General features: G+C 68.9%; 18 protein-coding genes. 12 read left to right on the top strand and 6 right to left on the bottom strand.

Features of this window, described 5'->3' with window-relative positions; all coding sequences use genetic code 11:
• Window positions 1-12 precede the first annotated feature (12 nt).
• A complete protein-coding gene (locus AC1DVU_RS11870; RefSeq protein ID WP_476922643.1) occupies window positions 13-3,408 on the top strand; it encodes an error-prone DNA polymerase in 3,396 nt (1,131 codons plus the stop codon).
• Between the two features lie 73 nt (window positions 3,409-3,481).
• Here AC1DVU_RS11870 and AC1DVU_RS11865 read toward each other — a convergent pair whose 3' ends face one another.
• The 4 genes from AC1DVU_RS11865 to AC1DVU_RS11850 are packed head-to-tail and all read right to left on the bottom strand — an operon-like array spanning window position 3,482 to window position 7,885.
• Window positions 3,482-4,996, bottom strand: coding sequence for an ATP-dependent DNA ligase (locus tag AC1DVU_RS11865; protein ID WP_476922642.1), 1,515 nt, complete (start codon window positions 4,994-4,996; stop codon window positions 3,482-3,484).
• A 48-nt stretch (window positions 4,997-5,044) separates the two neighbouring features.
• Complete coding sequence (locus AC1DVU_RS11860) at window positions 5,045-5,560, bottom strand: hypothetical protein (RefSeq protein WP_476922641.1); 516 nt, start codon at window positions 5,558-5,560, stop codon at window positions 5,045-5,047.
• Window positions 5,560-7,530, bottom strand: a complete 1,971-nt coding sequence (locus AC1DVU_RS11855) for a DUF6571 family protein (RefSeq protein WP_476922640.1) — start codon at window positions 7,528-7,530, stop codon at window positions 5,560-5,562. The genes AC1DVU_RS11860 and AC1DVU_RS11855 overlap by 1 nt, the downstream gene beginning before the upstream one ends.
• Before the next feature lie 43 nt (window positions 7,531-7,573).
• Window positions 7,574-7,885 carry a hypothetical protein gene (locus AC1DVU_RS11850; protein ID WP_476922639.1) on the bottom strand — a complete coding sequence of 104 codons (312 nt, stop codon included), beginning with the start codon at window positions 7,883-7,885 and terminating at the stop codon, window positions 7,574-7,576.
• 158 nt (window positions 7,886-8,043) lie between these two features.
• On the opposite strand from AC1DVU_RS11850, the gene AC1DVU_RS11845 reads away from it, so the two are divergent.
• The 7 genes from AC1DVU_RS11845 to AC1DVU_RS11815 all read left to right on the top strand — a co-directional run bounded on the left by AC1DVU_RS11845 (window position 8,044) and on the right by AC1DVU_RS11815 (window position 15,179).
• Complete coding sequence (locus tag AC1DVU_RS11845; protein WP_476922638.1) at window positions 8,044-8,742, top strand: NUDIX hydrolase; 699 nt, start codon at window positions 8,044-8,046, stop codon at window positions 8,740-8,742.
• Window positions 8,739-9,998, top strand: coding sequence for a quinolinate synthase NadA (gene nadA, locus AC1DVU_RS11840; RefSeq protein ID WP_476922637.1), 1,260 nt, complete (start codon window positions 8,739-8,741; stop codon window positions 9,996-9,998). The genes AC1DVU_RS11845 and nadA overlap by 4 nt, the downstream gene beginning before the upstream one ends.
• 10 nt (window positions 9,999-10,008) lie before the next feature.
• Window positions 10,009-11,547 (top strand): L-aspartate oxidase, encoded by a 1,539-nt coding sequence (gene nadB, locus AC1DVU_RS11835; RefSeq protein WP_476922636.1) that lies wholly within the window; start codon window positions 10,009-10,011, stop codon window positions 11,545-11,547.
• Complete coding sequence (nadC, locus tag AC1DVU_RS11830) at window positions 11,540-12,385, top strand: carboxylating nicotinate-nucleotide diphosphorylase (protein ID WP_476922635.1); 846 nt, start codon at window positions 11,540-11,542, stop codon at window positions 12,383-12,385. The genes nadB and nadC overlap by 8 nt, the downstream gene beginning before the upstream one ends.
• A gap of 145 nt (window positions 12,386-12,530) precedes the next feature.
• Window positions 12,531-13,658, top strand: coding sequence for a cysteine desulfurase family protein (locus AC1DVU_RS11825; RefSeq protein WP_476922634.1), 1,128 nt, complete (start codon window positions 12,531-12,533; stop codon window positions 13,656-13,658).
• Window positions 13,659-13,740: 82 nt separating this feature from the next.
• Window positions 13,741-14,301, top strand: coding sequence for a hypothetical protein (locus AC1DVU_RS11820; protein WP_476922633.1), 561 nt, complete (start codon window positions 13,741-13,743; stop codon window positions 14,299-14,301).
• A complete protein-coding gene (locus tag AC1DVU_RS11815) occupies window positions 14,298-15,179 on the top strand; it encodes a hypothetical protein (protein ID WP_476922632.1) in 882 nt (293 codons plus the stop codon). Before AC1DVU_RS11820 ends, AC1DVU_RS11815 begins: the two co-directional genes overlap by 4 nt.
• Window positions 15,180-15,210: 31 nt before the next feature.
• Here the strand turns inward: AC1DVU_RS11815 and AC1DVU_RS11810 are convergent, their stop codons facing one another.
• A complete protein-coding gene (locus tag AC1DVU_RS11810) occupies window positions 15,211-15,567 on the bottom strand; it encodes a hypothetical protein (protein ID WP_476922631.1) in 357 nt (118 codons plus the stop codon).
• 169 nt (window positions 15,568-15,736) lie between these two features.
• On the opposite strand from AC1DVU_RS11810, the gene AC1DVU_RS11805 reads away from it, so the two are divergent.
• Window positions 15,737-16,042 (top strand): hypothetical protein, encoded by a 306-nt coding sequence (locus AC1DVU_RS11805; protein WP_476922630.1) that lies wholly within the window; start codon window positions 15,737-15,739, stop codon window positions 16,040-16,042.
• A 115-nt stretch (window positions 16,043-16,157) separates the two neighbouring features.
• Here the strand turns inward: AC1DVU_RS11805 and AC1DVU_RS11800 are convergent, their stop codons facing one another.
• Entirely contained in the window at window positions 16,158-20,723 is a 4,566-nt protein-coding gene (locus AC1DVU_RS11800; protein ID WP_476922629.1) for an FtsK/SpoIIIE domain-containing protein, read from the bottom strand.
• A 188-nt stretch (window positions 20,724-20,911) separates the two neighbouring features.
• On the opposite strand from AC1DVU_RS11800, the gene AC1DVU_RS11795 reads away from it, so the two are divergent.
• Genes AC1DVU_RS11795 through AC1DVU_RS11785 form a run of 3 tightly spaced genes read left to right on the top strand, consistent with a single transcriptional unit; the run spans window position 20,912 to window position 23,762 of the window.
• Window positions 20,912-21,673, top strand: coding sequence for an SAF domain-containing protein (locus AC1DVU_RS11795; RefSeq protein WP_476922628.1), 762 nt, complete (start codon window positions 20,912-20,914; stop codon window positions 21,671-21,673).
• Window positions 21,670-22,452 (top strand): CpaE/TadZ family protein, encoded by a 783-nt coding sequence (locus AC1DVU_RS11790; protein WP_476922627.1) that lies wholly within the window; start codon window positions 21,670-21,672, stop codon window positions 22,450-22,452. The genes AC1DVU_RS11795 and AC1DVU_RS11790 overlap by 4 nt, the downstream gene beginning before the upstream one ends.
• Before the next feature lie 2 nt (window positions 22,453-22,454).
• Window positions 22,455-23,762: a CpaF family protein gene (locus AC1DVU_RS11785; RefSeq protein WP_476922626.1), complete on the top strand. Its 1,308-nt coding sequence runs from the start codon at window positions 22,455-22,457 to the stop codon at window positions 23,760-23,762.
• Window positions 23,763-23,764 lie beyond the last annotated feature (2 nt).

Genomic DNA, 23,764 nt, shown 5'->3' with positions numbered 1-23,764 from the left:
GGGGTGAGCTGAGTGGGGTGGAACAACCCGGATGTCTCGTGGCGTGAGCTCGAGCGGCGGCTGTCGGGGCGGCCAGAGCCGGACGGTGGCGACGCGCCGGGCTGGTCGCGCAAGCGGGCCAAGACCCAGCCCAAGGAGATCAAGCGGCCCGAGGGGCCGATCGTGCCCTACGCCGAGCTGCACTGTCACAGCAACTTCAGCTTCCTCGACGGGGCCAGCGGTCCCGACGAGCTGGTCGAGGAGGCGATCGGCCTGGGTCTGCACGGGCTGGCGCTGACCGATCACGACGGCTTCTACGGCGCACCGCGGTTCGCCGAGGAGGCGGTGAAGTATGACGAGTCGGGGCTCAAGACGGTCTTCGGCGCCGAGCTGTCCCTCGGCCTCAGCAAGCCGCAGAACGGCACCGCCGATCCCGAGGGCAGTCACCTGCTGGTGCTCGCGCGCGGCGTCGAGGGCTATCACCGCCTCGCGGCCGCGATGACCGACGCGCACTTCCACGGCGACGAGAAGGGCCGCCCCGTCTACGACCTCGAGGAGCTCGCCGAGCGAGGCCGTGACCACTGGCTGATCCTCACCGGCTGCCGCAAGGGTCACGTACGCCAGGGGCTGGCGACGGGCGGGCTTGACGCCGCCGCGACCGCCCTCGACCGGCTCACTGGGCTGTTCGGTCTCGACAACGTCGTCGTCGAGCTGATCGACCACGGCTTCCCGGCCGACAGCGTCACCAATGACGCCCTCGCCGAGCTGGCCGCGATGCACGGGCTGCCGACGGTGGCGACCAACAACGTGCACTTCGCCAAGCCCGCTGCCCGCCAGCTCGCCGCTGCGATGTCAGCGGTCCGGGCCCGCCGCAGCCTCACCGACATGGACGGCTGGCTGCCGGCCACTGGCGCGGCGCACCTGCGGTCCGGCGCGGAAATGCATCGGCTGTTCCGTCGTCACCCGGGCGCCGTCGAGCGTACGGTCGCGATCGCGGACGAGCTGGCGTTCGACCTGCGGGCTGCGACCCCCAAGCTGCCCCACCGCGGCATCCCCGAGGGACACACCGCGATGAGCTATCTGCGCGAGCTGGCCGAGCAGGGCATCCGTGAGCGCTACGCCCACAACCCCGACGAGGCGCGCGAACGCATCGACCGCGAGCTGCAGGTCATCGAGGAGAAGGACTTCCCGGGCTACTTCCTGATCGTCCGCGACATCGTCATGGAGGCCAGGCGACGCAAGATCCTGTGCCAGGGCCGGGGCTCCTCGGCCAACTCCGCGCTCTGCTACGCGCTGGGCATCACGGCGGTCGACTCGATCTTCTACAACCTGCCGTTCGAGCGCTTCCTCGCCACGACGCGCGAGGAGGAGCCAGACATCGACGTCGACTTCGACTCCGACCGGCGTGAGGAGGTCATCCAGTGGGTCTATGAGACGTACGGGCGGCACAACGCCGCGCAGGTCGCCAACGTCATCAGCTACCGGCCTCGCTCGGCCATACGCGATGCGGCCAAGGCGCTGGGCTACTCGCCCGGCCAGCAGGACGCCTGGTCCAAGCAGATCGATGCCTGGAGTGCGATCTCGACCGACGAGACCTCGGACGTACCTCCGCAAGTCGTGTCCCTCGCGCAGCAGCTGCTCGGCGGTCCCCGGCACCTCGGCATCCACTCCGGCGGCATGATCCTCACCGAGCGGCCGATCGGTGAGGTCTGTCCCATCGAGCGCGGTCGCATGGACAACCGCACGGTCCTGCAGTGGGACAAGGACGCGTGCGAGTGGATGGGGCTGGTCAAGTTCGACCTGCTGGGCCTCGGCATGCTCGGGGCGCTCGACCACACGATGCGCATCGTCGCCGAGCACCTGGGCGAGGAGTGGGACCTCGCCTCGATGCCCAAGGAGGAGGCAGCGGTCTACGACATGCTGTGCCGGGCCGACTCGATCGGGGTGTTCCAGGTCGAGAGCCGAGCCCAGATCGGCACGCTGCCACGGCTGCAGCCCCGCTCCTACTACGACCTCGCGATCGAGATCGCGCTGATCCGCCCCGGCCCGATCCAGGGTGGCGCGGTGCATCCCTACATCCGGCGGGCCACGGGGCGGGAGCCGGTCACGTACGCGCACCCCGTGCTCAAGGAGGTGCTCGAACGCACGCTCGGCGTCCCGCTGTTCCAGGAGCAGCTCATGCAGATGGCGATCAAGCTGGGCGGGTGCACCGGCGACGAGGCCGACCTGCTGCGCCGGGCGATGGGCTCCAAGCGGGGCATCGAACGCATCGAGTCGCTGCGGCTCAAGCTCTACGAGGGCATGGCCGGCCACGGCATCACGGGGGAGGAGGCCGATGCGATCTACGTCAAGATCCAGTCGTTCGCCAACTTCGGCTTCGCCGAGAGCCATGCGCTGAGCTTCGCGCTGCTGGTCTACGCCAGCTCATGGCTCAAGCTGCACTATCCCGCGGCGTTCCTCGCGGCGCTGCTGCGCAACCAGCCGATGGGCTTCTACTCCCCGCAGTCGCTCGTGACCGATGCCCGCCACCACGGCGTCACGATCCTGCGGCCCGACATCATGCACTCGCAGGCGCAGGCCGATCTCGAGGTGCTGGAGTCCGCCGAGGTCACAGGGCTCGACAGCTGCCTCGCCCGCGAGCAGCCTCCGGTCAAGCGGTTCGTCCGCGACACGCCTGACCCGACCCCCGAGCACCGCCGCGACGGTGGCTTTGCCGTACGCCTGGGGCTCGACGAGGTGCAGGGTGTGGGTCTCGAGGTCGCCCGGCGCATCGTGGCCGAGCGCGACCGGCAGCCGTACAAGGACATGGCCGACGTGTCGCGACGAGCCGGGCTGACCGTCGTGCAGATGGAGTCGCTGGCCACTGCAGGGGCGTTCGACGTGTTCGGCCTCTCGCGCCGGCAGGCGTTGTGGAACGCCGGCTACGTCGAGAATCCCGACCAGCTCGAGGGCACCTCGGTTCAGTCGCCGCCGCCGATGCTGCCGGGCATGACCGAGGTTGAGGAGACCATGGCCGACCTGTGGGCGACCCGGATCTCGCCGGAGAAGCATCCTGTCGAGTTCCTCCGCCCCCTGCTGGAGTCGGAGGGCATCCACTCCGTGGCAGGGCTCGCCGGTGCCGAGTCGGGCCGCCGGGTCAGGGTCGCCGGGCTGATCACGCACCGGCAGCGCCCCGCGACGGCTGTAGGGGTGACGTTCCTCAATGTCGAGGACGAGACCGGGATGCTCAACGTCGTGTGCTCACAGGCGTTGTGGAACCGCTATCGCCGGGTCGGCCGCAACTCAGCCGGCTTGATCATCCGCGGCAAGCTCGAGCGCTTCGACGGCGTCACCAACCTGGTCGCCGACAAGCTCGAGCGAATCGAGACCGTATATCCCGAGGCCGCCGCAGCAATCCCTGCCAAGCACCAAGGCCGCAACTTCCGCTGACCTCCGCTGACGCTGGGGGTACCCCCACGAGCTCTGCGAGTAGGGGGCGGGTTGCGCCAGCTGAGGCGTGGGTTCAGCCGGCGAGGAAACCGCGCACCATCTCGATCGTGTCGGCCTCGGCCGGGGACTTGTCGTCGCGGTAGCGGATGACGCGGGCGAACCGGAGCGCGACGCCCCCGGGGTAGCGGGTCGACCGTTGGACACCGTCGAACGCGATCTCGACGACCTGCTCGGGCCGGACCGTGACGACATAGCCGTCGTCGCCTGTCTGCAGCTCGCGGAATCGCTCGGTCTGCCACGCGAGGATCTCGTCGGTCATGCCCTTGAACGTCTTGCCGAGCATGACGAACTCGTCGCCGTCGCGCGCTCCCAGGTGGATGTTGGAAAGCCACCCGCTGCGGCGGCCAGAACCGCGCTCGACCGCCAGCACCACGAGGTCGAGGGTGTGCACGGGCTTGACCTTGACCCAGGTTGCCCCGCGCCGGCCGGCRGCGTAAGGCGCCGTCAGGCTCTTGACCACCACACCCTCGTGCCCGAGTGCCAGCACCTGTGCCGCGAACTCCTCGGCCTCGCTGGCGTCGGCGGTGACGAGCCGGGGGACACGGTGCGGTTCGGGGACGACGTCCTCGAGCGCGGCGAGGCGCTCTGACGTCGGGGAGTCGACGAGGTCTCGCCCATCGAGGTGGAGGAGGTCGAAGAACGCGGGAGTCAGCCGGACCGTGCCGCCCACTGTCGCCGCACGGGATGCAGTCTCCTGGAACGGTCGGGGCCGGCCCTCGGGGTCGAGGGCGAGGACCTCGCCGTCCAGCACGACATCGCGGCAGGGGAGGGCGCGCGCGACCGAGACGACCTCGGGGTGACGGTCGGTGACGTCGTCGAGCGACCTCGTGACGACAAGGACCTCGTCGCCTCGTCGGTGCACCTGGATGCGGACACCGTCGAGCTTGGTGTCGATAGCCACCTCACCGCCTCCGGCCTTGGCCATCGCCGCTTCGACCGTCGGGGCGGTCGAAGCCAGCATCGGCAGCACAGGCCGACCGACCTCGAGCGTGAATGCCGCGAGCGCGTCCTCTCCACCGGTCAACGCTGCGACGGCGATGTCGACCGTGGACCCGGCCATCATGGCGGCTCGGCGGACGGACCCGACAGGGATGCCGCCGGCGACGGCGAGCCCCTCCTGAACCAGTGAGTCGAGCGCACCCTGCCGGACCTCACCCGTGACGATGCCGCGTAGCCACCGCTGCTCGTCGGCCGTGGCGCGAGCGAACAGGCTCCGGGTCGCCTCAGCGCGCGCGACCTGCGAGCCCGCGCCCGCCAGCACGGCGAGACGTTCGAACGCCGCGTCCACCTCTTGCATCTCGAGGGTCGCGGTCGCCGCAGGATCGGGCAGGTTCTGCAACGACCGCCAACCCAGACCGGTCCGACGCTGCCGCAGCACCCCGGCGAGGTATGACGTGACGATCGGGATGGCGTCGGGCTCGTTGTCAGCGACTCGTCGCAACAGGTCAGCGAACGCAGCGACCTTTGCCGTGCGTGATCGGGTGGCGGTGACCGCGGCCGAGGTGGCGACAACGTCAGCGAGGAGCATGACACCCATCATCGGCATCACGACCGACAGTTCAACTTCCGCGCCGGGCTAGGACCAACCCTCGGGTTGGCTGGCTTCGCCGCCCGGTGAGGCGTAGGTCAGGCAGCCGATCTGGTCCCACACCGGTTCGCCCAGGTGTTGCCAGTCAACCGTGGCGTCGGGAACCTCTCGGACGCTGATGCGTGCCGTCACGTTGCCGCAGGTCCAGACGACGGCGTTGTCGCGCCGGTAGCCGACACCTCCCCGGTACGTGTACCGGGTCTTCTCCTGGCGGGCCTTCGCCGCTTCGACGTCAGCAGCGGCGTCGGGGATGATGCCGGCCTCGACGACCACCCGGTTGTCGCCGCGGTCTGCCGAGCAGCTCGTGCGACCCGGAGCCGACGCGGTGAGCGGGACGTCGGTGAGCCTCTCCTCCTCGGCGGTGAACCGATCGGAGCCCAGCAGCGTGCTCACGACTGCGGCATCGAGGGAGCAGGCCTGGTCGTGCGGGTAGACGGGCGTGGAGCTGCAGGCTGCCATGCCAAGCAGCGCCACCGAAGCCAGGGCGGCGGACCACACCCGCATCAGCCGTACTGCTTCTGGAGCGTGTCCATGCCCGACATGGAGCTCTTGTACGCGGCGGCAGCGTAGCCGTTGTTCTTGTCTGTGCCCGTGATGGACGCGATCACGTCAGTGCGCTCCCCGCTGCTCATCTCGTTGGGGTTCTTCAGGTTGCCGTAGTCGTCGGTGGGCCAGTCATCCCGCAGGCTTCCTGCCGGGAAGTCGGCGGCAGCGTCGGACGCGACCAGCGTGTGCAGTGACTGCAGCAGCGTGAAGGTACGGACCGAGTTGTAGCCGTCCTCCGCCTCCGTGACCGCAGCCGACGCTCCGCCGCCCACGAACTCGTTCTTGACCAGGTCCTTGACCTGGCCGACCACGTAGCTTCCGACCGGTCCTCCCGGAGCCTTGACGAACTCGGTGGGGACCATCAGGAGCTTCCACACCCGCTCCTGTGCCGCGTCGTCCTCCTTGGCGTCGGCGATGCTGCCGTCGTAGAGCCCGTCGTAGAGGAAGCCGGTGATGGACGCGTTCGTGTAGGTGGCATAGGAGAATGGGTCGTCTTCGCCGATCTCACCTCCAAGGCTCCCGCTGCTGACCGTGGTGTGGACTGCATCATCCAATCGAGCCTGGGTGAACCTGCCTGCCGCGTCACCGATGATCGAGACGGCACTGTCATTGTCCCCGATGTCGCCGAGCAGGTTGTTCAAAGCGGTGCGGTCCAGGGTGATGCCGTACGGCGGGAACCCGTCACCCTCGAACAAGCCGTTGGGCAGGTCATCGGATCCGTAGATGCCAGGCTCGTCTGCCGAGTCAGGATCCAGGGCTACGCGGCTCACGTCACGGATGTAGGTGGCGACGATGCCGCCCAGTTCTTCCTTGAGCCCGTCGCGCGGGTCGGCCTCGCCGCCGAAGTGGTTCAGGGCCCACGACGAGATCGTGGCGGCGTTCTCACCCATGGTCCCTGAGTTGAGCGCCTCCTCGACCGTTGCCGCGGCGAGCACGTCGCCGGCCGCCCCGCCCTCGACGTCCTCGTAGAGGTAGAAGCGCTCGTCGAGGAGGTACGCGGCGCGCTCGGGATCCAGCAGCTGGTCCTGGGAGGCCGCACCGTTGTGCCGGAGGGCTTCCATCCACTGCAGGACAGGGTCCTGCATCGAGTCCATGTCAGCGGTTCCGAACTGGGTCGGTATGCCCATGCCGCTCCAGTACATGCCGCCGAGGCCGTCCTCTCGTTCGAGGAGGGCGTTGCCCGCGTCGTTGAGGAAGTCGCGGGCGAAGACGTCCCCGTGGCGTCCGGCGTAGTCGAAGATGATGGCCGCCGTGGATCCGTGGCCGTAGTTGGCGAGGTCGGTGGCATAGGAGTCAGGGAAGTCCTTCCACAGCGATCCCGTCGCGAGCGAGTCGGCCATCAGCGCCGCAATGCCGTCCTGGAACTGGATCGCCAGCTCGGAGGCCTCCGAATAGCTGGGGGTCGAGTCACCCGACAGGGACAGGATGCCGTTCTGGTACTGCCCCAGGGGATCGGTGAGTGTCCTGGCCTTGTCCATGAGCTGCGCCAGCCCCTCAGGCCCGAGCTCGGTGTGGAACGCCCCGCTGACCACGATGTCGTCCTTGTAGCGGTCCAGTATGACCATCAGGTTCTGGAAGTCTTCGATGTCCTCCGGCGAATCGAGGTCATCGAAGTCAGCCATGTGTTCGGCGAGCTCGGAGCCCAGCTTGGCGCGAAGATCGTCGATGGCGCCACTGCCCTCGAACTCCACCGTGCCGCCCTCGGTGTCCAGCAGCCGCGCCAGGTCCCGCACGACCCGCAGCGGTTCGGCGACCTGGTCCGTCATCCAGTCGCGGACCCGGGTGAGCTGGGTTCCCTCGGCGAGGGAGGCCAGCTCGACCGGGCTGTCCTTGATGCACCAGTTGCGGTGGAAGTCGATGGCGGACGCCAGGTCCTCCAGCGCAGACATGGCCGAGTCCAGTGCGTCAGCGTCCAGCTTGACCGTCACGGTGTTCCCCTCTGCGAAGTGTGATGTGGTGAGAGAGCCGGCCTCAGCGGGTGTAGGCGTCTCCGCGCCAGTTGCCCTTGTGCACGTCGGTGGGCTCGGCCTTGACCAGCGCGGCGAGATCGGCCTCCGCGGTCTCGAAGAAGCCCTGGATCGTCAGGGCCTTGGCGCGGACCTCGTCCATCCAGAGGTCGGCTTCATCGCACTGCCAGCCCGAGGTGACGTGGTTGATGATGCTCTGCCCGGGGTTGCCGTCCTCGCCCCACGTGTTGACGACATTGGTGACGGTGCTCTTCGCGTCAACCAGGTGATCGCGGTACTTGTTGTGCTCCTCAGTCGGAGCTTCTTCCTCGGCCATTGGTCCCCCTGATCATTGGCTGAAAGGCCCAGCCTAGATCATGGGCCCTCGCCTGCGACAGCATGTCACACCGACTTAGGGTTGACATGACTTTAAGGGGACCGCTAGGGTGACCTTAGAGTCAAAGCAACCTTAAGTAGGACTGAGAGCAGGGAGGCATGCGCGTGACGATGCAGTCGGCGATCGACCAGCGGGTCTCCCTGGCCGTCTCGACCGTGATCTTCGCGCTCCGCCCGCACCCCGAGACCGGGCTCATGACGTTGTGGCTGCCGCTCGTGCGCCGCATCCGCGAGCCCTACGAAGGCCAGTGGGCGCTGCCCGGTGGACCGTTGGAGGCCGACGAGGATCTTGCCGGCAGCGCCCGCCACACCCTCGAACGTACGACCGGGCTGACCCCCAACTATCTCGAGCAGCTCTACGCGTTCGGCAGCCTCGACCGCTCGCCAGACGACCGCGTCGTCTCGATCGTCTACTGGGCGCTCGTGCAACCCGACGAGGTCGCCCGTGCCGTCGATGGCGAGAACGTCGAGTGGTTCGTCGCCGACGAGCTGCCGCCGCTGGCGTTCGACCACACCGAGATCGTCGACTACGCCCTCGCCCGCCTGCGTGCCAAGATCACCTACACGCCGATCGCGCACGGATTCCTGCCCCGCGAGTTCACCCTCGCCGAGCTGCGCGCCGTGCACGAAGCCGTCCTGCGTACTCATCTCGATCCGGCCAACTTCCGCCGCCAGGCGCTGGCCAGCAAGACCCTCGTCCCCACCGGCACCTGCCTGCAGGGCACGAGCCACCGGCCTCCGGCCCTGTTCCGCTTCGAGGCAGGACCCCCGTCAACCGCCCCTGAGGAGCGCAGATGACCACCTCCATCAATGACCTGATCGTCGCGGCACCAGACACCAGCTGCGACGTCGAGCTCGCCAAGGGGCCATGGGAGTTCGACACGTTCCCGGGCTACGGACCGGGTGCGTCGGAGAACGACGTCATCCCCGAGCCGGTCGTGCGCCCCGGGCAGCTCCCCGCTGAGTACCAGCGGATGACCGACGACGAGCTGCACGCCCGCATCCGCGCCGCCAAGGACGCGCTCGGCAGCCGCCTGGTGATCCTCGGGCACTTCTACCAGCGTGACGAGGTCATCCAGTACGCCGACTTCGTCGGTGACTCGTTCCAGCTCGCCAATGCGGCGCTGACCAAGCCCGACGCCGACACGATCGTGTTCTGCGGCGTGCACTTCATGGCGGAGACCGCCGACATCCTGGCGCGGCCCGAGCAGCACGTCATCCTGCCCAACCTCGCGGCCGGCTGCTCGATGGCCGACATGGCCGACGAGGACTCGGTCGAGGCGTGCTGGGAGGAGCTCATGTCTGTGTACGGCGAGGAGTCCGACGCCGACGGCAAGCAGCCGGTCATCCCGGTGACCTACATGAACTCCTCGGCGGCCCTCAAGGCGTTCTGCGGACGCCACGGCGGCATCGTCTGCACGTCGTCCAATGCCGCGACGGTCCTCGAGTGGGCCTTCGAGCGTGGCCAGCGCGTGCTGTTCTTCCCCGACCAGCACCTCGGCCGCAACACCGCCAAGGCGATGGGCATCGCGTTGGAGCAGATGCCGATGTGGAACCCCCGCAAGGAGCTCGGCGGCAACACCGTCGAGGAGCTCAACGATGCCAAGGTCATCCTGTGGCACGGGTTCTGCTCGGTGCACAAGCGCTTCTCGGTCGCCCAGATCGACAAGGCGCGTGCCGAGCACCCCGGCGTCAAGGTCATCGTGCACCCCGAGAGCCCGATGCCGGTCGTCGACGCAGCCGACGCCGCGGGATCGACCGACGCGATCCGCAAGTACGTCATCGCGTCCGAGCCGGGCGACGTCATCGCGATCGGCACCGAGGTCAACATGGTCAACCGGCTCGCCGCGGAGTTCCCGGACCGCACGATCTTCTGCCTCGATCCCGTCGTGTGCCCGTGCTCGACGATGTATCGCATCCATCCCGGCTACCTCGCCTGGACGCTCGACGGTCTCGTCGCCGGCGAGCTCCGCAACGAGATCATCGTCCCCGACGACATCGCCACCGAAGCCAAGGTCGCGCTCGAGCGCATGCTCGCAGCGCTCCCCAAGTAAGGACAACGCCATGCGCAACAGCATCATCGTCGTCGGCAGCGGGGTGGCCGGCATGACCGCGGCCCTCGAGGCCGCCGAGGCGTACGACGTCACGCTCTTCAGCAAGGCCGACCTGGCCCAGAGCAACACGCGCTACGCGCAGGGCGGCGTCGCCGTGGTGATCGACGCGATGAGCGATCCCGGAGCGCCGCACCTCGGCGACACGATCGAGTCGCACGTCGGTGACACCTTGGTGGCCGGTGCGGGCCTGAGCGACGAGGACACCGTGCGCATCCTGTGCGCCGAGGGTCCCGAGGCGATCGATGAGCTCATCGCCCGTGGGGTGCCGTTCGACCGCCACGACGGCGAGCTGTCACACGGACTCGAGGCCGCACACACCTACGCGCGCATCCTGCACGCCGGGGGAGACGCCACCGGCGCGGGCATCGCTTACGCCCTGATCGACCGGCTCCGCGAGAGCACGGTGACGATCCGCGAGCGTACGACCGTGGTCGACGTGATCATCCAGGACGGGACGGCCGTCGGCGTACGCCTGCTTGACGGCGAGGAGGTCCGAGCCGACTCGGTGATCCTCGCAACCGGGGGAGCCGGCCAGCTCTACCCCTACACGACCAATCCCGAGGTCGCCACGGCCGATGGGCTCGGCATGGCGCTGCGCGCCGGCGCTGTTGCCGCGGACCTCGAGTTCTACCAGTTCCATCCGACGTCGCTCGACGCCCCAGGCAACTTCCTGGTCTCCGAGGCCGTACGCGGTGAAGGTGCGACGCTGATCGACTCCGCTGGCAAGCGCTTCATGCTCCACGTGCACCCCGACGCCGAGCTGGCGCCGCGGGACGTCGTTGCCCGGGGCATCGCCGCCCAGATGGCCAAACACCCGGGCATCCCCGTACGCCTGGACGCCACCGGGCTCGGTGCGGCGTTCCTCGCCAAGCGCTTCCCCAACATCGACGCCGCCTGCCGCGCGCAGGGGTTCGACTGGGGCGAGGTGCCGATCCCGGTGACCCCTGCGGCGCACTACTACATGGGCGGCATCCGGACCGACGAGTGGGGACGCACGTCGATCCCCGGTCTCTACGCCGTCGGCGAAGCAGCCTGCAACGGGCTGCACGGCGCCAACCGGCTCGCCTCCAACTCGCTGCTCGAGGGCGCGGTCTACGGCACGCGGGTCATCGAGGGTCTGAGCGACCCGGCTCCGCTCACTGAGTTCGATGCCGACTGGCCCGCGCCGATCGCGGTGGACCTCGCAGACGATCCCGACGGTGACGACGTCAACCGCAGCGACCTGCAGCAGCTCATGTGGGACGCCGCCGGACTGTCGCGCAACGGGGAGGACCTCGAGCGAGCCCTCGCGACGCTTGGGCAGTGGCGGGCGCCGACTGCCACCGACGCCAAGTCCGCCGAGGACGCCAACTTGCTCGTCGTGGCCCGTGCCGTGGTCGCCAGTGCCTTGGCTCGCCGGGAGTCGCGCGGCGGCCACTACCGCACCGACTTCCCCGAGAGCGATCCTGCTCAGGCCACGCACTCGTCGATCGCGCCGCAGCATGCTTGAGCGCCGGCAGATCCAGCGCGTCGTCGACCTGGCCCTCGACGAGGATGCTCCGTTCGGCGACCTCACGTCGCAGACACTGGTCCCCGCGACTGCTGTCGCGCGCGCCGACCTGGTCGCACGAGAGCCCGGCGTGTTCGCCGGAGCCGAGGTTTTCGAGGTCGCGATGACGACCCTGGATCCGGCGGTCAAGGTCACGCTCGAAGCATTCGACGGCGACCGGTTCGAGACGGGTGCTGTACTCGCCCACGTCGAAGGACCCGCGCGCGCCGTGCTGCAGGCCGAGCGGGTCGCGCTCAACCTCGTGCAGCGCATGACGGGCATCGCGACGCTCACGGCGACGTACGTCAACGCTGTCGCCGGCACCCAGGCTCGCGTGGTCGACACGCGCAAGACCACGCCGGGCCTGCGCGCGCTCGAACGCCACGCCGTACGCTGCGGCGGCGGGCACAACCACCGCTACTCGTTGTCGGACGCCGTGATGGCCAAGGACAACCACCTGGCCGTGATCCCCGACATCGCGGCGGCGTTGCGTCAGGCCAAGGCCGATCTTCCGCACACGACCCACATCGAGGTCGAGGTCGACCGACTCGATCAGCTCGACGCAGTGCTCGACTCTGGCGCGGCCGGCACGATCATGCTCGACAACTTCAGCCTCGCGGACCTGCGGACCGGAGTCGAGAAGATCGCCGGCCGGGCGATCGTCGAGGCCAGTGGCGGCATCACGCTCGACACAATCGCGGAGGTCGCCAAGACCGGCGTCGACGTGATCTCGGTGGGCGCGCTGACCCACAGCGTGCGCGCGCTCGACCTCGGACTCGACATCACGGTGTCGGGTTGACCTGGGTGGTTGAGGTGCGGAGCGCAGCGGAGCCTCGAAACCATCGGTCGATGTGGGTGGTTTCGAGCCGCCACTCGTTCCGCCCCCTGCTCGCAGAGCTCGCGGGGGGACCCCCAGCGGCCCCTCAACCACCGATGGGTGCTCCATGATCTATCTGGACGAGGCTGCCACCACTCCTCTTCGGCGTGAGGTGCTCGAGGCGATGTGGCCGTATTTCGGGCCGGACTTCGGCAACCCGTCGAGCCACCACGAGGTCGGGGAGTCCGCGAGCCGGGCGCTCGAGCAGGCCCGCGCCGATGTGGCACAGGTGCTCGGCGCGCGCGCCTCGGAGGTCACCTTCACGTCCGGCGGCACCGAGTCCGACAACGCCGCGATCAAGGGCATCGCCCTGGCGGATCCGCGTGGCAAGCACGTCATCGTGTCATCGATCGAGCACCCCGCAGTGCTCGAGTCGGCCGAGTTCCTCGGCCGACTCGGCTATGAGGTCACGATCCTCGACGTCGACCACGACGGCATGGTGCAGCCTTCAGCGCTCACCGCTGCTCTCCGCGACGACACCACGCTGGTCAGCGTCCAGTACGCCAACAACGAGGTCGGCACGATCCAGCAGATCGAGACACTCGCGAGGCTCGCCGCCAGCAAGAGCGTCCCGTTCCACACCGACGCCGTGCAGGCGGCCGGCTGGCTCGACCTCGCCGTCGAGCGACTCGGCGTGCAGGCGATGAGCATCTCCGGGCACAAGCTCGGCGCCCCCAAGGGCATCGGCATCCTGTACGTCCGCCGTGGCACCAGGTTCGAGCCGTTGATCCACGGTGGCGGGCAGGAGTCCGGCCGACGGTCAGGCACCGAGAACGTCGCGGCCGCCGTCGGCATGGCCACGGCACTGCGTCTCGCGGGCGGCTCGAACGACGAGACGATCGCTCGGCGCGACGCCTTCATCGGTCGGGTCCTGGCCGAGGTGCCGGAGGCCGAGCTCACCGGGCACCGCAACCACCGGCTGCCCGGCAGTGCGTCGTTCGTCTTCCCGGGACGCAGCGGCGAATCGATCCTGCTCGACCTCGAACGACGCGGCATCGTCAGCTCGAGCGGCTCGGCGTGCGCGGCCGGCAGCGACGAGCCGTCCCACGTGCTCACCGCGATGGGCTACCCGGCCGAGGTCGCCCAGACCGCGGTGCGCTTCACGTTCGGTCGGTCGACGACGACCGAACAGCTCGATCTCGTGGCCGACGAACTGGCCAGTCTCGTCGTTCAGCCCGATCAGTCTGGCCCGTAAGAACCACGCGACATGGTCCATTAGGATGATGCTGTTCGAGACAGGCTGAGACCGGCCGATCTGACAGGAGCAGCCAGTGGTGATGAACGGACCGAATCTGCGCGCAGCATGTGCAGCGATCGCGCTGGTGATCCTCGCGGGATGCGGTGGTGGTGGCGGCTCCGAGGGGCCGCCGACCGCGAAGCCCCCGTCGTCGACCACACCGACTCCGGCCGCCGTGACCAGCGGACCGCGCCCTGACGATGTCCGGTCCGATGCGGGAGCCATCGCCTTCTCCAAGTTCGCGGTGGAGCGCATCGTGGCTGTGACGTCGGGCGCGAAGGTGGACGACGTCCTGGGCCTGGCCAGCGCTGACTGCAAGGGATGCATCAAGCTCGCCAAGGACATGAAGAAGGCCGGCACGGTCAAGCAGCAGTTCGCAGCCGCGCCTGTCATCAGTGACGCCAAGGTCATCGACACCAGCGGCGACCAGTATCTCGTGGAGCAGGTGCTCGAGCTGGCTCCCGGGCGCAAGGTTGACACCGCGACGGGCAAGACGGTCGAGACCTTCAAGGACAAGACCCGGCTCGACGTCAGGATCTTGATGACGTGGACCGATGACCGGTGGATCCTGTCCAACTACTCGTCGGAGCAGGCGTCATGACGGTCTCCCACCGGGGCGCCTCGCGGTTGGCGCTACAGCTCGTTGCGGTGGCTGCCGTCGTGATCGGCATGGCGGGATCCGCCGCGGCCACTGATGGCCCTGACATCTCCGGTGACGACGACGCCGTGATCATCAAGGACAGCGACACCGGTGCCGACCAGTCCGGCGGCGACGATTCTTCGCCGATCGTGACGATCCCGAAGCCCTACAAGGAGTACCGCTACGTTCCCAACTGCTCAGCCAACAGCGTCGAGGGCGGGGACGTGCTGTGCGGTTCGGCGGTCTACACCTGTCCCGAGGACGGCGACATCAGGTATCAGGTCTACACGCTGCAGCACGACGCCAACGGTGACGTGAGCGAGGGCGCCGACTGGGAGTACGTCGGCACCGTGTGCCGCGGCGCCGACGACCCGCCGGAAGGTGGTCCGGTCGTCATCACGGCGGCCGACATCGCCGCCGAGGCTCGCAAGGCCGCACCGGCGACCGTCGTGCACGTCGAGCCGGGCGGGAAGTCGTACGTCAACCTGCCGACCAACTTCTATGCCGACACGGCCGGCCGGGAAGCAACGGTCCAGGTCCTCGGGCAGACGATCGGACTCAGGTTCGAGCCGTCCGGCTACGCGTGGAAGTACGGCGACGGTGCCACCGGTGCTGGCGCCGGCGTCCGGGGTGTCTCGGTCGGCGGCCCGGGTGCCGTCGAGCACGCCTATCGGCGGTCAGGCGAAGTGAGCGTCACGCTGACCCGCACGTTCAACGTCGCCTACACGTTGCCAGGCGGCCGGACGGGGACGCTGCCGGCACCCGGTGTGAGCAACACCAGCGCGCCCTACGACCTGACGATCGGCGAGATCCAGACAACCGTGACAGGCGTCCGCTGACCCCGAGTGGCAAGGCGCCACCTGAATCAGCTCAGCGCATCCGTTGTTCCATGGACCAGGTGCGGGGCCAGTTGTTGCCCCGCCAGTCGTTGGCCGGCACCTTCTCGGGCTGGGAGCCGGCCTCCCTGCGCACGACATCGATCGCGTCGTCGAAGGCGTCGAGGATGCCGGTGCAGTGCTCGGTCAGCTCGGTCACCCAGTTGGTGGCCTCGGTGCAGACCCACCCGCCGTCACCCAGGGGGTTGGCGATCGCGTCGGCCGGCGAGCCGGAGCCTTCGTGCACGTCGTCCCGGCACCCCGGAATCAGCGTGTCGCGGCAGCGCTCGAGCGTCGCCAGATAGAGGTTCGTCTCTTTCGGCTCTGCGGTGTCTTCTTCTTCGCCGGCCATGTGACCCCCCGTGAGTCATCACCAAAATGTTCGAACAGGAAGTATATGCGTATGGGTGTCGCAACCCCTCGCGGCGCCTTGGTCCACCTGGTCTACTATCCAAGGAAACACCGACGTGGGTCCTTCGGCGGGGTGTCGGGGGACGGACCTATCAGAGGAGAGCAGCCGCATGGCTAGAGCAAGAATCGAAGACCTCGAGGCGCTGTACAAGACGCTCGAGAAGTCGATGCAGGACACGGATCTCATGATCAGCGACGTCGACGGGTCGCTGAACGTCGCGAACGAGGAGTGGACCTCCAAGGGCGCTTCGGAGTTCAACGAGGCGTGGGGCACGTTCAAGACGTCGCTCACCAAGCTGTGCCAGGCGTTCTCGTCGGCCGGCACCGATGTCGCCTACCAGCACAACAAGTTCGCCGAAGGCGCGAAGGAAGCGGACCTGCACCCGGTGCTGGCACCGCTGACGTCGCCGCGCTGAACATCGCAAACGGCGTGAGGGGAGTGGCTTCGGCCGCTCCCCCTCACGTTTTGTAGGCCGCCCGGGACGCACTCTGTGATGGTGCGCCCTGCTGTAGCAGCGAGCGCGGCTCCGATCAGGCCTTCGGCACCTGGACCCACCGCCAGCCGCCGGCATGCGTCAGCACGCCGCGGCCGACAGGCAGCGACGCTCCGACCGAGCGCGGAAGGCGGGCGTTGAGCACGTCGCCGTCGTTGCTGGCACGCGGCGCGAGCACGAGGCCCGTACGACCGCGCTTGAGCTCGACCGGCAGACCTCGGTAGAGCGAGAGGATCTCGTCGATGTTCGCGGCGACGACCATGATGCTGGTCGTGTCGCGCAGCGTCCCGTAGTGCTCGGCCAGGAGCTGGCCCAGCGGTGTGTCAGCGCCGATGACGTCGAAGTCGTCCACCACGATCGTGTGCTCGCCGCGGAGCGCCGCGAGCGCATCCTTGAGGTCGTTGATCGGCTCCTCACCGGTGAAGACCCGCAGGTTGCGGCCGGCCTTCTGCTCACGAAGCGGGGAGATGCGCGGCGTGAACACGATGACGGTGCGGCGCTGGTCGACCTGCTGGCGCACGATGCCCTGCAGCGTGTTGCTCTTGCCCGACCGCGGCGGCCCGGCGACCAGGAATCCCGGTCCGTCACGCAGCGGGTCGAAGCCGAGCAGGGAGAGCGTGTCGCCGCCGACGCCGACGGGCACGAAGCTCCGGCTCGGCGACTCCGGCTCGAGCTCCATGGCCTCCGTGAGTCCGAGGGACGCGGGGAGCTCGTCGATGCGCTGCGGGCGTCTCGAGCGTGGCAGGTCGGTGAAGCGTTCGTGCGAGGCTCGACCGATCTCGTGGAGCGCGCGCACCTGGTCGGTGCCGATCCCGGTCTCGTCGAGCAACGCCCACTGCATCTCACGCGGCCGCTCGCCGCCGCGGAACGCCCGACCCGGCAGCATGACGGACGGCACGTCCTTGTTGCTCAGCCCGATCGCGGAGAAGTCGCTCGGATCGCTCATCGAGAGCATGATGCGGTCCTCGACGAGGGTCGAGATCCGGCCGAGTACGCCTGACCGGTCGGCGGCGATGACGAACCGGATGCCGACACCCGCGCCCTCCTGGAGCAGCCCCGTGATGCGGTCGACCAGCACGCCGCCGTCAACCGACTCGAACGCGGCGGTGTAGCCCTCGAGCCGGTCGAGGAGCACGACGAGGTAGGGCAGGCGCGCAGCGGGCTCCACTGACCGGCGCTGCTCACCGATGTCGGCGTAGCCCTGTTCGGCGAGGGACTGCTGGCGGCGGGCCAGCTCCTTCTGCAGGAAGTCCAGCAACCGATAGACGCGGTCGACCTGCGTACGCGTCACGACCGCGCCGACATGGGGCAGCGAGACGAGGGGGAGCAGCGCGTTGTTGCCGGCGTCGAGGCCGTACAGGTGCACGTCAGCCGGGGAGCACTGGCGTGCGATCGCCCCCGCGAGCAGCCGAAGCGCCGAGGAGCGGCCGGAGCGCGACTGCCCGGCGATCATCAGGTGCCCTGCGCCCTCGAGGTCCCACTGCTCGTCGACCTGCAGCTGACGGTGCGGGATGTCGGAGCGCCCGAGCGGTATGGGTGGCACGATGCCGTCCCTGGGCTCGGCCAGATCGAGGCTGTCGAGCGCGAGCATCTCGGGCAGCGGGGGAAGCCACGGCTTGCGCATGGGCGGCAGACCGATGAGGTCGTTCGCCGACTGGACGGCAGTGACGAGGCTGGCCAGGTCGGTCGGGGTGCTGACGTCGTCCTCGGCCTCCTCGACCACGACCCGCTGGCCGGCGTGGGGGAGATCCCTCCAGCCGAAGGCCTGGGAGACGAGCTCCTCGCCTTCGGCGCCACGCGGACGCCCACCGACGCGTGCGCTCTGGAACGGCGTGAGCGACGAGTGACCTAGGCGCGCGTACGCGCGGCCGGGGAAGCTCTTGGGGATCCTGGCCGCGGCGGGCGACTCGATGACGTCGTCGGAGTCGTTGCTGTCGGTGACCCGTAGTGCGATCCGCAGGTTGGTGTTGGACTTGATCTCGGCATTGACGACGCCGGCGGGGCGTTGCGTGGCGAGGATCAGGTGCACGCCGAGTGAGCGACCTCGTCGGGCGACGTCGACGAGCCCCGTGACGAAGTCGGGCAGCTCGGCGACCAGGGCGGCGAACTCGTCGATCACGATCAGGAGCCGCGGCATCGGCTCGTCACCGGGCTTGCGGCCGGCAAGGTAGTCCTCGATGTCCTTGGCGTCGGCGTCGGCCAGCTGATGCTCGCGGCGGCGCAGCTCGGCGCCGAGGGAGTCCAGGGCCCGGGTCGTCAGGTGCCCGTCGAGGTCGGTGACCATGCCGACCGTGTGCGGCAGGTGCTGGCAGTCCTTGAACGCCGCACCGCCCTTGTAGTCGATCAGGACGAAGTTGAACTCGTCGGGACGGTTGCCGACCGCGAGTGACGCGATGATGGTCTGCAGGAGCTCGGACTTGCCGGAGCCGGTCGTGCCGGCGACCAGGCCGTGCGGGCCGTCAGCGCGTACGTCGATCGTGAACGGCCCGTCGATGCCCTCGCCGATGACCGCGCGGGTCGTACGCCCGCCGGCCGACCAGCGCTCCGTGAGGGCCTCGCCGGTCGGGTGCTCGAGGCGCAGCACGTCGAGCAAACGGCTGGATGCCGGCAGGCTCGAGCTCAGGTCCTCCGTGCTGACATCGCGGATCGGTGCCAGGGCGCGAGCCAGGCGATCCAGCCAGGCCTGGTCGACGACGTCGGGACGGATCGCGTCGAGGTGGTGCTCCTCGGTGGTCTCGAGATTGAGCATGCCGTCGTGGTGCTCGACCACCGCGCGGCACTCCTCGGGCAGCTGGCGTGGCGTCCGGTCGAGGCACACGAAGTACATGTGGACCGCCGGGCCGTCCTTGAGCAGGGAGATCATGCCGGTCGCCATGCGCAGCTCCCGGGCGCCGTCGAGCACGACGAGGATGCGGGAGAGCCCGTCGCGGGCCTTCTCGTCGGTCTGCTTGCGGGCTTCCAGCTCGCCGCTCAGCTCGGAGATCATTCCGGCCCAGTTCTGCTCGTCGAGGGCGAGCTTGATGGGCCGGGGGTGGTCGTCGATGTTGCGGGTGTGCGGCAGCCACTTGGCCCAGTCCCACTGAGCCGCACCCTCGGGGTCGGTGAACACCCACACCGAGGCGTCAGTCGGGCTGTGCAGCGACGCGGTCTGGGCGATGAGCCAGGAGGCCGTTGACCGGCAGTCGTCCGCGGACCCGGCGACGCCGAGCACGCCGGTGCGGCCCATCGACACGATCACCGGGACGTCCGGCGCGGTCCAGCGCAGCGGACCCTCGTGCGCCTCGCGCGTGCCGTCCCGGACGACGACGTCCGACGGGAGATCGCTCGTGCCGAGGCGCAACGTCAGGAAGTCCGGATCCCAGCGCCGGCGCTCCCAGAGCCGCGCCCGTGGTCCGGTGGCGAACAACAGGACGGAGGCCGGATCAGGGTACGTGCTCCGGCGCAGCGAGCGCTCGGCCAGCAGGGAGTCGACCGCGGCCTCCTCGACCTGCACCCGTCGCTTGCTGAACTCCTCGAGCTGCTCCTGGTAGCGCCGCTTCTGCGTACGTCGCGAGCCGGACGCGTTGAGCAGCATCATCATCGGCATCATGACCATGAAGAGGAGCGAGTACATCGAGCGCGTCATGAAGAACATCGACCCGCTCATGATCATGGGTGACATCACCATGAGGAACGGGATGGGCATCTTGTCGGGGCGCCGTGGCTCGGTCGGGAGGCTGAACTCCTTGGTGCGCGGCGCGGGATGCAGGCGCGGTGGCCGGTTGTAGTCGAGCTCCGGCAGCGACGGCGAGCGCGACAGCGAGGCGTCGGGCTCGGTCACCTCGACGCGTTCGAGCAGGACATGGCCGACGCCGAGCACCTCCCCGGCACGCCAGACGACCTCGTCATCGGTGATCGGCCGACGGTCGAGATGGATCATCGGCACGGGCGCCATCGGGTCGACGCGGTCGCCGATCTTGAGCTCGGTCACGACCTTCTTGCGACGCCGACGCACCTTGTGGGTGTCGAGTGAGCTGGCCTGCAGCACGATCGGCTCCGTCGCCGGCTCGCGGCGCAGGGGCGCAGGGATCGTCAGGTCCGCGGTGCCTTCGGCGGGGGAGATGCGGATCGTGCCTTCGCGGTCGACCTCGAGACGAGCGACCTCCTCGGGCACGGCGTCGTCATCGAGTCGGATGGCACAGTGCTGGCCCGATCCGACGGTGCTCGACCCGATCCCGAGCCGGTGCACGCGACCGGCGCCTCGGCCCGAGCTGATCCGCACCTCGACCAGGCCCTGGGGCTCGGACTCCTGATGGGAGGACGGGCCCCGCAGGCCGAGAAGGGCGCCGTGGCGTACGTCGCTCGCATCGATCGTGACGGTCGGGTCGAGGCACGTCGTCCCGAGGTAGACGTCAGGTGCGTGACTCGAGCCCTGGAGCAGGCTGCCGGATCGGCGACGGGCGGGATCGATCGAGATCACGTTCGTCCCTCGTGTCGCAGGCTCGTCGAGCAGCTCCGCGAGGTGGTTGCCGAGATCGCCGACCGTGGACTCGGGTGAATAGCTCACGATCGCGTCGCGACGTTCCCCCGAAGTGGCCGACTCGACAGTGATGAAGAGTCGCATGCGGCTCAGCGTAACCAAGTGACACGTCGGGCGAGGTCGGCGACGGGTGGGACGGCAACCAATGGTCGAGTCGTCTGGGAGCCAGCGTGTCGCCTACACTGTGCGGGTCTGTGTCGGAGCCAAGGGGGACGACGGCCGCGTCTGCGAAGTGCGCTGTCATTCCTACACATATCGGGGGTAACAACAGCATGGCCAACGACTCCACACGCGTCGCGGATGTCACTGAGCAGGACCGGCAGCGCGACCGTGCGGCCCGCGGCATCCGGTCGCGGGACACCGCCACCCCATACGCCGGCCAGAGGCCCTCTCCGCCGCGTCGTCGCCGGCCCGCGCTCGCGGCACTCGCCGTCGTCCTGATCGTCGGTGGCGCGGCCCTCGCCGGGCTCCTCGCGCTGCGTCTCGACTCGCGCGAGCCCGTCCTCGTCCTCAACCAGGACGTCCCTGTCGGCACGAAGATCACCGCCGAGCAGCTCAGCACGACCGAGGTCGCCAGCGACCGCCTCAAGCTGATCCCCGAGAGCGACGTCAAGGTGGTGATCGGGACCTACGCGCGCACGTCGTTGACGCGTGGTCAGCTGCTCGACACGACGATGCTCACGAAGGCAGAGCCGGTCGGGTCGACCCAGGTCCAGGTCGGCGTCCCGCTGACTGCGGGCCACGTCCCGCCCGGGCTCCGGTCCGGCGACGAGATCCGCGTCGTACGCATCGGTGACGGCAGCAATCCGGTCCGGCCGCTCGCGGTGGGCCTGGTGCTGAGCGTCACCACCCCTGAGGACGACAACTCGTTCGGTGGGGGTGGGCGCGGTGGCTCGACGGCGACGGTCCTGGTGCCGGCCAGATCCGCCGACGGAGTCGTGGATGCAGCCGGGAGCGACGTGCTCGGCATGTCCCTCATCCGCCGTGGCGTCACGATCGACGATGCCAACCTGCTCTCGTTGGGGAACTCATGACGCTGATCTCATTCGTCTCGGCGAAGGGGTCGCCGGGGGTGACGCAGACCGTGGCTGGGCTGTCGATCGTGTGGCCGCGGCGCGCCTCGGTCGCCGACCTCGATCCGATCGGCGGTGACGTGAGCCTTCGCTATCAGGCCGAGGACGGCGGCCCCCTCGACCTCGATCGGGGGCTGGTCTCGCTGGGGGCAGCCCTGCGCGGCGGCAACCAGGCCGATCTGGGCGACCACCTCCAGACCACGGCGGACGGCATGCAGGTGCTCGTCGGCGTCACTGCTCCTGGCCAGGTCCAGGGTCTCGGTGCGACCTGGCCCCACATCGGTTCGACCCTGAGCAACCATCGGGATGACGTCCTGGCCGACTGCGGGCGCTTCACCCCTGGATCGCCCATCTTCCCGGTCATCGAACGTTCCTCCGCGCTCGTGTTCGTGGCGCGCTCCGAGGTCGCGGCGCTGGCCCACCTGCGTGAACGGCTTCGCTCGATGCGCGAGCAGCTCGCCATCGGCACAGTCGATGGGACTCCCATCGGCGTCGTCCTCGTCGGCGACCCGCGTGACACTCGCAGTGCCGAGGACGCCGAACAGCTCCTTGCCGCGGCAGGCCTGCCCGTGCGCGCTCTCGGCGTCGTCGCTGACGATCCCAAGACGGTTCGAGCGCTCCAGACCGGGACCGGCCGCAACATCGCCCGCTCCCCGTTGATCCGCTCGCTGATCGACGTGACGACCGCGATCCACTCCCTCATCGCCGACCGGGCACTGGCCCGCATGGAAGTTCGATAGTCATGGACCAACAGCTCCTGAGGCGGCTCCGCGAGCAGGTCGCCGACACGCTTTCCCGGCAGCGGCGCGAGGATGCCGAGGCCGGCCTCCCGATCATGACCAGCGAGGACGAGCGCCAGTTCGCCCGCGCTGTCATCGCCCGGGTCCTCGAGGCCCACGCCCGGCAGGAGATCGCCGCAGGACGTACGCCACCGGACCGCAGCGAGGAGGAAGAGCTCTCCGACGGCATCCACGCAGCGCTCTACGGCGTCGGCCGGCTGCAGCCGCTGCTCGACGACCCCAATGTCGAGAACATCGACATCAACGGCTGCGACCAGGTGTTCGTCGGCTACGCCAACGGTGAGGAGCGCCGCCTGCCGCCCGTGGCCGAGTCCGACGACGAGCTGGTCGAGCTGGTCCAGGTCCTGGGTGCCTACTCAGGCCTCACGAGCCGGCCGTTCGACACCGCCAACCCGCAGCTCGACCTCCGGCTCCCGGACGGCAGCCGCCTGTCGGCTGTCATGGGTGTGACCCAGCGACCGTCGCTGTCCATTCGGCGCGCCCGCCTGACCCGCGTGACGCTCGACATGCTGGTCGAGAGCGGGACGATGACCCCCGACCTCGCCTCGTTCCTGTCGGCCGCGGTCGGCGCCCGCAAGAACATCATGATCGCCGGGGCCACCAACGCCGGCAAGACGACGCTGTTGCGTGCACTCGCCAACGAGATCGACCCCAAGGAACGCCTCATCACCGTCGAGCGCGCTCTCGAGCTGGGACTCGGCGAGTTCCCCGACCTGCACCCCAATGTCGTGGCGTTCGAGGAGCGACTGCCCAACTCCGAGGGCCAAGGTGCGATCCAGATGGCCGACCTCGTACGCCGTTCGCTGCGCATGAACCCCAGCCGGGTCATCGTCGGCGAGGTGCTGGGCGACGAGATCGTGACGATGCTCAACGCGATGAGCCAGGGCAACGACGGGTCGTTGTCGACGATCCACGCCAACTCCTCGCTCGAGGTGTTCAACCGCATCTGCACCTACGCGATCCAGTCCGCGGAGCGCCTGCCGGCCGACGCCACGATGATGCTGATCGCCGGTGCGATCGACTTCGTGGTCTTCGTCGAGCGACGCAACGAGTACGCCGCAGGTGGCGCCCTTCGTCGTACGATCACGTCCGTCCGCGAGGTCAACGGCGTTGACGGCCGTGTGCTCTCCAGCGAGGTGTTCCGTGAGGGTGCCAACGGCTTGGCGGAGCCGGCTGCGTCGATCAGCTGCCAGGCCGAGCTCGAGGCAGCCGGCTACCGCCCGGGCCTGTTCTACGGGCAGGAGAACTGAGC

The organism is Aeromicrobium sp. P2_G6, assembly GCF_056403535.1.
This window is presented reverse-complemented; position numbering and strand designations above follow the sequence as displayed.

Excerpts from the sequence above, each read along its gene's own strand:
- nadA (WP_476922637.1), top strand. The coding sequence starts at position 8,739 with ATGACCACCTCCATCAATGACCTGATCGTCGCGGCACCAGACACCAGC.
- AC1DVU_RS11825 (WP_476922634.1), top strand. The coding sequence starts at position 12,531 with ATGATCTATCTGGACGAGGCTGCCACCACTCCTCTTCGGCGTGAGGTG.
- AC1DVU_RS11845 (WP_476922638.1), top strand. The coding sequence starts at position 8,044 with ATGCGCGTGACGATGCAGTCGGCGATCGACCAGCGGGTCTCCCTGGCC.
- nadB (WP_476922636.1), top strand. The coding sequence starts at position 10,009 with ATGCGCAACAGCATCATCGTCGTCGGCAGCGGGGTGGCCGGCATGACC.
- AC1DVU_RS11805 (WP_476922630.1), top strand. The coding sequence starts at position 15,737 with ATGGCTAGAGCAAGAATCGAAGACCTCGAGGCGCTGTACAAGACGCTC.
- AC1DVU_RS11815 (WP_476922632.1), top strand. The coding sequence starts at position 14,298 with ATGACGGTCTCCCACCGGGGCGCCTCGCGGTTGGCGCTACAGCTCGTT.
- AC1DVU_RS11800 (WP_476922629.1), bottom strand. The coding sequence starts at position 20,723 with ATGCGACTCTTCATCACTGTCGAGTCGGCCACTTCGGGGGAACGTCGC.
- AC1DVU_RS11790 (WP_476922627.1), top strand. The coding sequence starts at position 21,670 with ATGACGCTGATCTCATTCGTCTCGGCGAAGGGGTCGCCGGGGGTGACG.
- AC1DVU_RS11795 (WP_476922628.1), top strand. The coding sequence starts at position 20,912 with ATGGCCAACGACTCCACACGCGTCGCGGATGTCACTGAGCAGGACCGG.
- nadC (WP_476922635.1), top strand. The coding sequence starts at position 11,540 with ATGCTTGAGCGCCGGCAGATCCAGCGCGTCGTCGACCTGGCCCTCGAC.
- AC1DVU_RS11785 (WP_476922626.1), top strand. The coding sequence starts at position 22,455 with ATGGACCAACAGCTCCTGAGGCGGCTCCGCGAGCAGGTCGCCGACACG.
- AC1DVU_RS11850 (WP_476922639.1), bottom strand. The coding sequence starts at position 7,885 with ATGGCCGAGGAAGAAGCTCCGACTGAGGAGCACAACAAGTACCGCGAT.
- AC1DVU_RS11860 (WP_476922641.1), bottom strand. The coding sequence starts at position 5,560 with ATGCGGGTGTGGTCCGCCGCCCTGGCTTCGGTGGCGCTGCTTGGCATG.
- AC1DVU_RS11810 (WP_476922631.1), bottom strand. The coding sequence starts at position 15,567 with ATGGCCGGCGAAGAAGAAGACACCGCAGAGCCGAAAGAGACGAACCTC.
- AC1DVU_RS11820 (WP_476922633.1), top strand. The coding sequence starts at position 13,741 with ATGAACGGACCGAATCTGCGCGCAGCATGTGCAGCGATCGCGCTGGTG.